11 protein-coding genes and 3 pseudogenes are annotated in these 9931 nt (G+C 44.1%); 2 read left to right on the top strand and 12 right to left on the bottom strand.

The genetic code is table 11. The features are described from left to right. Nucleotides 1-171 (top strand): annotated as a pseudogene (locus tag ACERC7_RS09860) (IS30 family transposase); the annotation flags it as partial. Between the two features lie 35 nt (nucleotides 172-206). On the opposite strand, the pseudogene ACERC7_RS09855 reads toward ACERC7_RS09860, so the two are convergent. The 4 genes and pseudogenes from ACERC7_RS09855 to parE all read right to left on the bottom strand — a co-directional run. Then, nucleotides 207-467: pseudogene (locus ACERC7_RS09855) on the bottom strand (S26 family signal peptidase); the annotation flags it as partial. A gap of 19 nt (nucleotides 468-486) precedes the next feature. After that, the gene (locus ACERC7_RS09850) at nucleotides 487-744 is read right to left on the bottom strand and encodes a DNA repair protein (protein WP_373659557.1); all 258 of its coding nucleotides are present in this window, start codon (nucleotides 742-744) and stop codon (nucleotides 487-489) included. Nucleotides 745-817: 73 nt separating this feature from the next. After that, on the bottom strand, nucleotides 818-1216 hold the full coding sequence (locus ACERC7_RS09845; RefSeq protein ID WP_373659558.1) for a YkvA family protein: 399 nt from the start codon (nucleotides 1214-1216) through the stop codon (nucleotides 818-820). Between the two features lie 36 nt (nucleotides 1217-1252). After that, nucleotides 1253-3196 (bottom strand): DNA topoisomerase IV subunit B, encoded by a 1944-nt coding sequence (parE, locus tag ACERC7_RS09840; RefSeq protein WP_373666839.1) that lies wholly within the window; start codon nucleotides 3194-3196, stop codon nucleotides 1253-1255. A 130-nt stretch (nucleotides 3197-3326) separates the two neighbouring features. Between parE and plsY the strand changes: the two genes are divergently transcribed. After that, nucleotides 3327-3968, top strand: a complete 642-nt coding sequence (gene plsY / locus ACERC7_RS09835; RefSeq protein WP_373666838.1) for a glycerol-3-phosphate 1-O-acyltransferase PlsY — start codon at nucleotides 3327-3329, stop codon at nucleotides 3966-3968. A gap of 98 nt (nucleotides 3969-4066) precedes the next feature. Here the strand turns inward: plsY and ACERC7_RS09830 are convergent, their stop codons facing one another. From ACERC7_RS09830 to nmlR, 8 genes and pseudogenes are all read right to left on the bottom strand, one after another. Continuing rightward, complete coding sequence (locus ACERC7_RS09830) at nucleotides 4067-4900, bottom strand: transporter substrate-binding domain-containing protein (RefSeq protein WP_373666837.1); 834 nt, start codon at nucleotides 4898-4900, stop codon at nucleotides 4067-4069. A 44-nt stretch (nucleotides 4901-4944) separates the two neighbouring features. Then, nucleotides 4945-5574 (bottom strand): amino acid ABC transporter ATP-binding protein, encoded by a 630-nt coding sequence (locus ACERC7_RS09825; RefSeq protein ID WP_373666836.1) that lies wholly within the window; start codon nucleotides 5572-5574, stop codon nucleotides 4945-4947. Nucleotides 5575-5586: 12 nt separating this feature from the next. After that, entirely contained in the window at nucleotides 5587-6228 is a 642-nt protein-coding gene (locus ACERC7_RS09820; RefSeq protein WP_373666835.1) for an amino acid ABC transporter permease, read from the bottom strand. 208 nt (nucleotides 6229-6436) lie between these two features. Beyond that, entirely contained in the window at nucleotides 6437-7480 is a 1044-nt protein-coding gene (locus ACERC7_RS09815; RefSeq protein WP_373666834.1) for a zinc-binding dehydrogenase, read from the bottom strand. A 93-nt stretch (nucleotides 7481-7573) separates the two neighbouring features. Continuing rightward, nucleotides 7574-8566: pseudogene (locus ACERC7_RS09810) on the bottom strand (aldo/keto reductase). Between the two features lie 12 nt (nucleotides 8567-8578). Next, nucleotides 8579-8896: a carboxymuconolactone decarboxylase family protein gene (locus ACERC7_RS09805; protein WP_373666833.1), complete on the bottom strand. Its 318-nt coding sequence runs from the start codon at nucleotides 8894-8896 to the stop codon at nucleotides 8579-8581. Between the two features lie 14 nt (nucleotides 8897-8910). Continuing rightward, nucleotides 8911-9321, bottom strand: a complete 411-nt coding sequence (locus ACERC7_RS09800; RefSeq protein WP_373659569.1) for a cupin domain-containing protein — start codon at nucleotides 9319-9321, stop codon at nucleotides 8911-8913. Between the two features lie 9 nt (nucleotides 9322-9330). Continuing rightward, nucleotides 9331-9711 carry a stress response transcriptional regulator NmlR gene (gene nmlR, locus ACERC7_RS09795; RefSeq protein ID WP_373659570.1) on the bottom strand — a complete coding sequence of 127 codons (381 nt, stop codon included), beginning with the start codon at nucleotides 9709-9711 and terminating at the stop codon, nucleotides 9331-9333. Between the last annotated feature and the right edge of the window lie 220 nt (nucleotides 9712-9931).

Here is a 9931-nt window from a genome sequence, read left to right as displayed (position 1 = left end):
GGGTGCAATGAGAACGCCAATGGTTTACTGAGGGAATATTTCTCCAAGAAAACCGATTTGGCTGCTATTTCTGATGGACAATTGGCGAAAGTCTTATTTGACATCAATAACCGACCACGAAAATGCTTGGCTTACAGAACAGCTTTTGAAGCACTATTGAAGGAATTGTGATAAGTGTTGCACTTATTCTTGCAATTTATCTTTTAGTAAAAACTAATCACGTCTCCACTATCAAAGTCAGTTCCCTTCACGGTGAGGACGATATCGCCTTCTTGGAGGGTCTTATCCATCGAATGCCCATAAATCCGCAAAACCGGAAGCCATAGGACCGCAATGAGAACAGCGGTAGAGGCAACAGCCATTAGAATATATAAGGTATTTCTCACGATTGCCCAAAATCGCTTACGATAGGTTAATCTATCCAGTTCTGTTGATAGCGATTGAGTTGTTAACTTTACATCAGACATCCGCTTGATCACCTCTCTCTTAAGCTTGAGCCTGAGCTTGCGATTGAATGCTTAGCAGGTAATCATCGGCAGCCTTTTGAGCTGCTTCAAAGACCTCATTCAGAGCCAAAGCTGCCTCAGCAATAGAGCCAGCCTTTTCCAATCGTATCTTTTTTTCATTAAGAGCTTCTTCCAGTGCTAGGATTTTTTGCTCTTGTTCTTCAATGACTTGCTGCTGATGCAACATCATTTTAAGTAATTGTTCACGCTTTAATTTGCGTAACTGGTTCTGTTCCATAACTGTCTCTCTATGCTTGAAGTAGCTGTATGTTATCTGATTGTATTATAGGGTATAAACTTTTGTCAAGTTTTTATACTTTATTTTTCCACTCCCTATACGCCTCAATGTCCTTATGGACTTGTTTCCAGACGGTGGCGATAACGAGAGCATCATCCATCTGACCGAGGAAGGGAATCCAGTCAGGAACGATATCAAGCGGTGATAGGAAGTAAATCAAAGCGCTGACGATAGCGATGATAGACTTGATTGGAACAGTTTTGTACTCACCTTTCCAGTAACTTCTTACCATGCTAATCAAAATCGGAATCGATTTGATTTCCTGACTGACAAAAGGAATCCACTTGATTTTCTTCTCCAATTTCTCCAAAAACGGTTCCATTTTGACGTCATCTTTGAGCAAATCTTCTGCCTTTTTGTAGCGATTTTGCAGTTGCTCAATTGCTTGAGTTTTTGTCATTTTTGTTTTCATAATAATCTCCTTGAGTAATTATAATAAATCGACAAGTTAGAACAACGTCTGTTCTTCCAAGCTAAATCGGACATTCTCCTCAATCCACTTGCGGCGAGGTTCGACCTTGTCGCCCATGAGGGTGGAGACGCGGCGCTCAGCACGCGCTAGGTCATCAATGGTCACCTGAATGAGGGTGCGAGTCTCAGGGTTCATAGTAGTCTCCCAGAGCTGGTCGGCGTTCATTTCACCCAGTCCCTTGTAGCGTTGGAGAAGAGCGCCTTTTCCGAACTCTTTTCGCAAGTCCTCTAGCTCACCGTCCGTCCAAGCATAGGCGATTTTTTCGGTTTTTCCTTTGCCTTTGCTCATCTTATAGAGCGGTGGCAGCGCGATGTAGATATGCCCCGCCTCGACCAGCGGCCGCATGTAGCGGTAGAAAAAGGTTAAGAGTAGGGTCTGAATATGGGCACCATCTGTATCCGCATCGGTCATGATGATAATCTTGTCGTAGTTGATGTCAGCGATATTGAAATCCGCCCCAACACCCGCTCCAATGGTGTAAATCATGGTATTGATTTCCTCGTTTTTGAGAATATCGCTCATCTTGGACTTTTCAGTATTGATAACCTTGCCTCGTAGGGGTAAGATTGCTTGAAACTTGCGGTCACGGCCTTGCTTAGCAGAACCGCCCGCTGAATCTCCCTCGACTAGATAGAGCTCATTTTTCTGGGCATTTTTAGACTGGGCTGGGGTCAACTTACCAGATAGCAACCCCTTGTCTTTCTTGTTTTTCTTGCCACTTCTGGCATCATCACGCGCCTTTCTGGCCGCTTCTCTAGCATCTCTAGCACGAATGGCCTTGCGGATGAGGTTGCTGGCCGTTTCGCCATTTTCCATGAGGAAAAAGGTCAATTTCTCGCTGACAATGCTATCGACAATAGGACGAGCAAGGGGGCTGCCCAGCTTATCCTTGGTCTGCCCTTCAAACTGGAGATGGGCTTCGGGAACAAGGATGGATAGGACAGCTGACAAGCCCTCACGGTAGTCAGACCCCTCTAAGTTCTTGTCCTTTTCCTTCAGAAGTCCTGTTTTTCTTGCATAGTCATTGAGGCTCTTGGTAATGGCGGTCTTAAACCCTGTCTCGTGCGTACCGCCATCTTTGGTGCGGACGTTGTTAACAAATGAGAGGATATTGTCAGAAAAGCCATCGTTGTACTGCATGGCGATGTCCACCTGAAACTCCTGCTCTTCTCCTGTAAAGGCGATAATGGGGGTCAAGATTTCCTTGTCTTCATTGAGATAGGCGACAAAATCCTGCACCCCATTCTCATAGTGGAAGCTAGCTTCTTCTCCAGACCGCTGATCCAGCAAGGTCATGGTGACGTTTTTGAGGAGAAAGGCAGACTCTTTTAGACGCTCTGCGATTGTCCCATACTTAAACTCAACCGTGGAAAAAATCCGTGGGTCAGGCAGGAAACGAACGGTCGTACCAGACTTGGACTTAGGAGCGGTACCGACTTTTTCAAGCGTGGTTACGGGCTTGCCGCCGTCCTCAAAGCGCTGGCGATAGACGCTCCCCTCACGGGTAATCTCCACCTCCAACCAGCTAGAGAGGGCGTTGACGACAGATGAGCCAACCCCGTGGAGACCACCAGAGGTCTTGTAACCTCCCTGACCGAACTTGCCCCCTGCGTGGAGGACGGTAAAGATAACCTCAACCGTCGGAATCCCCATGGCGTGAACACCCACAGGCATGCCCCGCCCACTGTCTGCTACTGTCACTGAGCCATCGGTATTTAAGGTCACACTGATCTTGTCCCCAAAACCTGACAAGGCCTCATCGACCGCATTGTCCACAATCTCCCAGACCAGATGGTGCAGCCCCACGCCATCGGTGGAGCCGATGTACATGCCCGGCCGCTTTCTGACTGCATCTAGTCCTTCCAAAACCTGAATGGCGTCATCATTATAGTTTGTTACGTTTATTTCTTTCTTAGGCATCTATGACCTCCAAATTTGTCATCTCTCTATTTTACCGATTTTTGAGACAAATGGCAAAGCAAAGTTGCTTTTTCTCTCATTTTAACGTTCATTTAGTTTGTTTGTCAAAGTTTTATGGTATAATAGCGCTATGAATAGTTTTATTTTTGGCATCATTGCCTACCTGCTAGGCTCCATCCCAACAGGCCTCTGGATTGGCAAACAATTTTACAACATAAACCTGCGAGAACACGGTTCTGGCAATACTGGGACCACCAATACCTTTCGTATTTTAGGGAAAAAAGCTGGTATCATCACACTACTTGTCGATGTTCTAAAAGGAACAGTAGCAACACTTTTACCCATCTGGTTTGGCATTGACGGCGACTTGGCTCTCCTGATTGGCTTCTTTGCCGTGTTAGGACATACCTTTCCCATCTTTTCCCAGTTCAAAGGCGGTAAAGCAGTTGCCACATCTGCAGGTGTCCTGTTAGGTTTTGCCCCTGCTTTCCTGATTTTTTTGCTGGTGATTTTCTTACTGACACTCTACCTTTTCAGCATAATTTCCCTAGCCAGTGTGACAGCTGCTAGTGTCGCTATCATCGGCGTGCTGACTTTTCCTGCAATGGGCTTTCTCATCAGCGATTACAGTCTGATTTTTACAGGCTTAATCATCACCATTGCCAGCCTTATCATTATTCGTCACAGAGACAACATGGGACGTATCAAGAACAAGACTGAGAACCTCGTCCCTTGGGGGCTTAATCTCAGCAAGCAAACCAAGAGAAATTAAAACAAATGTTAAGCCCCTAAAGGGGCTTAACATTTGTTTTAATTAACGTAAAAGGCAAAGCAATTAGATCTGCCTTTTTTCCTATATCGGTGAAAAGATTAGTTCTTCACATCTTCGGTAGCTAAATCTTCACCAAACCATTTTTTTGAAATCTCTTGGAATTTGCCATCTTCATAAAGCTTTTTGAAGGCTTTATTGATGTTTTCAACCAATGTTTTGTCGGATTTTCGTGCACCGACAGCAAAGTTCTGCCCTTGAAACTCTTTAGAAATGTCGATCACATTATAATGTTCAAGCTCGCCTTCTTCTGTTAGGTAGTAGTTGGCATAGATGTTATCGACCAGCAAACCATCAATCCGATTACTCTTTAAATCGATGAAGGCTTGCGTAAATGTTTCATACTGGGTCGCATCATTATCTTTGACAATATCTTTCAAAATAGCTGGGTTACTTAGGAAGGTGTCGTAACTAGATGAGCCAGACTGTGCTCCCAAAGTCTTATAAGCCATATCAGCAGCTGAAGTAATCTCTGATGACTTTTTGGTGATAATGACGTCAGAAGTCGGCAGGTACGGGTCTGTAAACAAGACTTTTTCAGCGCGCTCCTCAGTTAAAGAGTAACCGTTCCAAATCAGGTCAATCTTACCGTTGTTCAGCTCAGTTTCTTTCAAGTCCCAGTTGATGGGTTGCCACTTGATAGCAATCCCGTACTGATCAAAGACGGCAGTCGCTAAGTCGATATCAAAACCAACATAGTCACCTGACTTGTCCTTGAAGCCCATTGGGACAAATGTCTCGTCAAAACCGATGGTAATAGACTTTTCAGACTCATAGGTCGTCCATTTGTCAGCTGATGTCTCTGTCTTACTGCCACAAGCAGCCAAGGTCAAGCTCGTTACAAGTGCTAAAGCACCCAGATAAAACTTCTTCATAATATTTTCCTCTTCTTTTGTTCAATAGCAGAGCTGGCAAGCGCCTAACTCGGATTTATTTTCAGAATTTGATCTGAAATATGTTCTGCAAAGGCCATGTCGTGGGTGACCACAATTTGGGTCATGCCACGGTCACGATTAGCGATAATCATTTTCTCAACTTCTTGTCGGAGATGGGGATCAAGCGCTGATGTCGGCTCGTCGTAGCCGATGATTTTTGGATCAATCATCATGGCCCGCGCGAGGGCGACCCTCTGCTTCTGACCGCCAGAGAGGGAGTGGGGATAGGCCTGTTGGTGTTCAGCCAGGCCTAGCTGTAGTAACAAGTCACGAGCTTTCTGCTCTGCAATTTCCTTAGACAATCCCAAGGTTTTAATCGGCGATAAAGTCAGATTCTCCAAAACTGATAGGTGAGGAAAAAGTTGAAAATCTTGAAACACAAAACCGAGGAGATTAGCTGTCTCCAAGTGGTCGATGGGAACAACTTGACCGTTATAGATAATCTCACCTGAATCAAGGCTCTCAAGCCCAGCCAACATGCGAAGCAGGGTCGTTTTCCCACCGCCAGATGGACCAACCAAAGACAAAACTTTGCCTTCTTGAACCGTCAGGTTAAACTGGTCGAAAATGACCTTGTCCCCAAAGGTCTTGCTGATATTTTTTAACTCTAACATAAGACCCTCCTCCTACTGGTAATAGTCAAATTTTTGCTCAACTTTTTTAGATAAAATGGTCACAACTCCGATGAGAAGCAGGTAAATGCCCCCGGCGATAAACATAGGAATCAAACTGGCATCACGGTTTGCGGCTGTTTTAGAAGCCAAGAGCAAATCGCCGACCCCAAGCACGTAGACTAAGGAAGAATCCTTAACCAAGTTGATCACTTCATTGAAAATGCTAGGCAGAACAATCTTGACCACCTGCGGTAAAACAATATGGACAATAGTCTGAACAGGGGTCAAGCCCAGAACCTTGGCAGCTTCATACTGCCCCTTCGGAATAGCGGCAATTCCCCCACGGAAAATCTCAGCAAAATAGGCTACATAGTTCATGGTAAAGGCAATGATGGCTGCTGGCATCCGATCAAAAGTTATCCCAACGCTCGGCAAAACATAATAGAAGAAAATCAACTGCAAGAGCAAGGGTGTGCCCCGCATAATCCAGATGTAGATATTGAACAGCCAGTTAATAATCTTAATGTTTGAACGCATCAAAAAGGCAACCAAAGCGCCTAGCGGAATAGATAGGGCAATGACAATGAAAAAAACCTGTAAGGAAACCAAGGCGCCCTGTAATAAACTAGGTAAAATGTCTAATAGGTAAGCCATACGCCCTCCTAAATGTAATATTGAAAATAATTATATCAGATTTTCCTGTTTTAGCAAGACTTTCAGGCTTATTTTTAATAAAAATTCGGGAATATCGACAATCATAACATCACCTAAGTTATGGAGAAAGCCCCCCCCCTTTTTTTGACTTACTAGAAGGTAAAAACAGAGAGAGTTATGTTTTTCACTCCCTCTGTTTATGGCTTACCTAGTCAATGACCAGCATCGACTTGATGCTCTTACGATCAGCCATATCTCGGTAAGCTTGGTTAATATCATCTAGACGATAACTTGTGGTGAACACTTTTCCAGGGTTGATGTCTCCATCTAATACAGCCTTTAGCAACACCTGTTTATTGTAGGTGGTCACACTGGCTGATCCACCGGCAACCGAAATATTGCGGGCAAAGGTAGATCCCAACTTGTGTTTGTCATAGTGCGGTACACCAACGAAACCAACGCGACCTCCATTACGAAGTACCCCCAGTGCTTGATCAATCGCAGCCTCTGTTTCGACACATTCAAGAGCGGCATCCGCACCGCCACCTAGTAGCTCACGCACTCGTTTAACACCTTCTTCGCCACGTTCAGCGACAATTGCAGTCGCCCCAAGCTCCAGAGCTAATTGCTGGCGGTCGGCATGTCGACTCATGAGAATAATTTGAGAAGCTCCCATCATCTTGGCTGCAATGACAGCACACTGACCAACAGCACCATCTCCAATCACGACAACCTTGTCTCCTCGTTCGACCTGAGCACAGTGAGCAGCATGATAACCTGTCGGCATTACATCAGCAAGTGTCAAGAGGGATTTTATCATGCCTTCTGAATAATCGGATGGTTGTCCAGGGACTTTAACTAAAGCCCAATTTCCATAATGGAAACGGATGTATTCGGACTGATAGCCACCTCCCCTGTTTGTCGCCCCGGGATGATTATCGCAAGTTCCATCAAAACCTGCACGGCAAGCGCCACAAGTGCCGCAACCATGTGTAAAGGGAACGATGACAAAATCACCCGGCTGAACCGTCGTAATGGCAGATCCAACCTCTTCAACAATTCCTAAAGCTTCATGACCACTGTTTGGTGAATGGGCCGCCTTATCATCGCCATGTGAATAAGACCAGAGGTCCGATCCACAAACACAGGCACGCACCACCTTGATAATGATATCATCATCTGCTTGCAAGGTCGGTTTTGCCACCTCTTCAATAATCATCTGTCCTGCTTGTTCAAAAATAGCTGTTTTCATTCATTATGACCAAGAGCGTAAGAACAATTTCGACTCTTACCTCTAATCCTTTCCTCTATAATAGACTAAAATACTTGTAATATTAACGCGATATTAAAGAGCACCAACGACCTGATGTGCCACATATAATTTATCTAAATAAGTGACATCGTCATCTGTCAAATTAACCTCAAAAGCACCCATAAAATCGTCCAAATAGGCTTCTTTGGTCACGCCTAAAATTGGTGAATGCATCCCTTTTTTCCAGAGTCAGGCTAAGACAATCTGTGAACGCGAGACCTGATAGAGCTCAGATAATTCGGCTACACGTGCTACGATCAAACGATCCTGCTCCTCTGTCCTATCATACTTAGATTTTGCTTTCATATCCGTCGCACTACGGGCTGTATTTGCTGCCCAGTCTCTGACAATCCGTCCTGCTGCTAATGGACTGTACGGTGCCAGACCTACTCCATAATCTTGACAGAATGGAATCATCTCCCGCTCATCTTCACGATACAGCATATTGTAATGGTTTTGCATGACTGAAAAGGGTGTCCAGCCATTCTTTTCAGCCACATATTGTGACTTCTGGAATTGCCAAGTATACATATCTGAAGCACCGAGATAGTGGACTTTTCCACTTCTGACCAAATCGTTCAAAGCAGACATAGTTTCTTCAATCGGTGTATGATAATCCCAGCGATGAATGTAGAGAATATCAATGTAATCAGTCCCTAAACGTTTTAGGCTCTGTTCTACCTGATGGAAGATCGCTTTACGAGACAAGCCATGTTGATTGGGTTTTACTTCTCCGTTTGGCAAATCACTAAAGAAACATTTTGTCGCAATCACAACTTCTTCACGTTTGGCAAAATCTTTTAGAGCCCGCCCCAGAATCTCTTCGCTGGTTCCAGCAGCGTAGGTATTGGCCGTATCAAAAAAGCTAATACCTAAATCCAGTGCCTTTTTGATAATGACTCTACTCTTTTCTTCATCTAATAACCAGCCTGAATGAATTCCCATATTGGCATCTCCAAAACTCATGCAACCCAAACAAATTTTTGACACCTCAAGTCCAGTATTTCCCAGTTTTGTGTATTCCACATTCTTTCTCCTTTAGTTCTTCCAGATTTCCTTTGCCCGATTAAAAGCTGACCAGACCTTTGGCCAGCCAACATAAAAGGCGAGGTGTGTAATGATTTCAGAAATTTCTTCCTGCGTCACCCCATTCTTCTTGGCTAGGTTTAGATGATGATCTAATTGTTCCAAACTTCCACTACTAATAAGGGCAGATACGGTGACGATTGAACGAAGTTTAGGAGCAAGTGCATCCTCCCTGGACCAGACTTGTCCAAACAAGACATCGTCATTTAAGGAAGCAAATGTTGGTGCAAATTCCCCCAATATCTCCCGTCCTGCTGTTTGTTTTTCCATCTTTATTCCTCCTTTTAAAAATGAGCTTCCTCGTATTGCTCATCTGTCACTGCTTCATAAAATTCACCAGCTCCCGAAGTTATGGCAATGTGCGCAAACCATGAATTTTTGCTTGCTCCGTGCCAGTGCTTAATCCCTTTATTGGTCATGACCACGTCTCCTGCTTTAAGGTGGCGAGCTATTCTCCCAGCCTCCTGATAAATTCCTTCGCCACCTATTACTAATAAAATTTGGTAACCATCCAGATGAACATGCCAATTGTTTCGACAACCCGGTTCAAAAGTTACATTGCCAACAAAAACTGACTGATCCGGAGATTGTGCTAAGGTCGCTAGATAGGATTGACCAGTGAAAAATCTTCCATAAGGATTCTCTGTACCTAACTCAAATAACGGTGAAGCGTATAATTCTTCATGTTGTACCATATTTCCCTCCTATTCATCAAATAAACTTCGTTCAACTGGAAGAATCGCCTGTTTGTAATTTTCAATCTTATATTTGAGACGATCGCGCGCTTGTGTTAATTCGTTTATACGATTGTCCAAGGCTTCTAGTTGCTCACTCAGCAATTCGATACGAGCAGGAACCGTCTGATCACCTTGCCCCAATAATTGGATATATTCAATCAGCGGCTCAACGCCAATGCCAGCACTGCGATAACAGCGGACAAATTCCAATAGCTGAATATCTAACTCCGTAAAATCGCGTACACCTGCCTTATTTCTTGTGACAGCCGGCATTAAACCTATCCGTTCATAATAACGAATCGTGTCTGCTGAAATACCAGTCTTCTCACTGACCTTTTTAATATTCATTGCATCGCCTCCTCTCAAGCACTTGTATTATACATCTTTGAGTTAACCCCAAGTCAAGGGATTTTTTGTTTTTCGATTAACCAGTTTTGGAAATAAAAAACTCTCCCTACCGCCAGTGAACCGCACCCCAAAAGTTAGACAGATAATCTAACGAATGGGGTGCTTTTTTATGAAATTGAGCTACGAAGATAAATTAAATCTCTATGAGCTAAGAAATAAA

This window comes from Streptococcus sp. E17BB (assembly GCF_041807725.1).
GTDB classification, from domain to species: Bacteria; Bacillota; Bacilli; order Lactobacillales; family Streptococcaceae; genus Streptococcus; species Streptococcus entericus.
This window is presented reverse-complemented; position numbering and strand designations above follow the sequence as displayed.

What these genes read in the sequence shown, in the direction of transcription:
- ACERC7_RS09850 (WP_373659557.1), bottom strand. Translation starts at nt 744, where the DNA reads ATGGAACAGAACCAGTTACGCAAATTAAAGCGTGAACAATTACTTAAA.
- ACERC7_RS09845 (WP_373659558.1), bottom strand. Translation starts at nt 1,216, where the DNA reads ATGAAAACAAAAATGACAAAAACTCAAGCAATTGAGCAACTGCAAAAT.
- parE (WP_373666839.1), bottom strand. Translation starts at nt 3,196, where the DNA reads ATGCCTAAGAAAGAAATAAACGTAACAAACTATAATGATGACGCCATT.
- plsY (WP_373666838.1), top strand. Translation starts at nt 3,327, where the DNA reads ATGAATAGTTTTATTTTTGGCATCATTGCCTACCTGCTAGGCTCCATC.
- ACERC7_RS09830 (WP_373666837.1), bottom strand. Translation starts at nt 4,900, where the DNA reads ATGAAGAAGTTTTATCTGGGTGCTTTAGCACTTGTAACGAGCTTGACC.
- ACERC7_RS09825 (WP_373666836.1), bottom strand. Translation starts at nt 5,574, where the DNA reads ATGTTAGAGTTAAAAAATATCAGCAAGACCTTTGGGGACAAGGTCATT.
- ACERC7_RS09820 (WP_373666835.1), bottom strand. Translation starts at nt 6,228, where the DNA reads ATGGCTTACCTATTAGACATTTTACCTAGTTTATTACAGGGCGCCTTG.
- ACERC7_RS09815 (WP_373666834.1), bottom strand. Translation starts at nt 7,480, where the DNA reads ATGAAAACAGCTATTTTTGAACAAGCAGGACAGATGATTATTGAAGAG.
- ACERC7_RS09805 (WP_373666833.1), bottom strand. Translation starts at nt 8,896, where the DNA reads ATGGAAAAACAAACAGCAGGACGGGAGATATTGGGGGAATTTGCACCA.
- ACERC7_RS09800 (WP_373659569.1), bottom strand. Translation starts at nt 9,321, where the DNA reads ATGGTACAACATGAAGAATTATACGCTTCACCGTTATTTGAGTTAGGT.
- nmlR (WP_373659570.1), bottom strand. Translation starts at nt 9,711, where the DNA reads ATGAATATTAAAAAGGTCAGTGAGAAGACTGGTATTTCAGCAGACACG.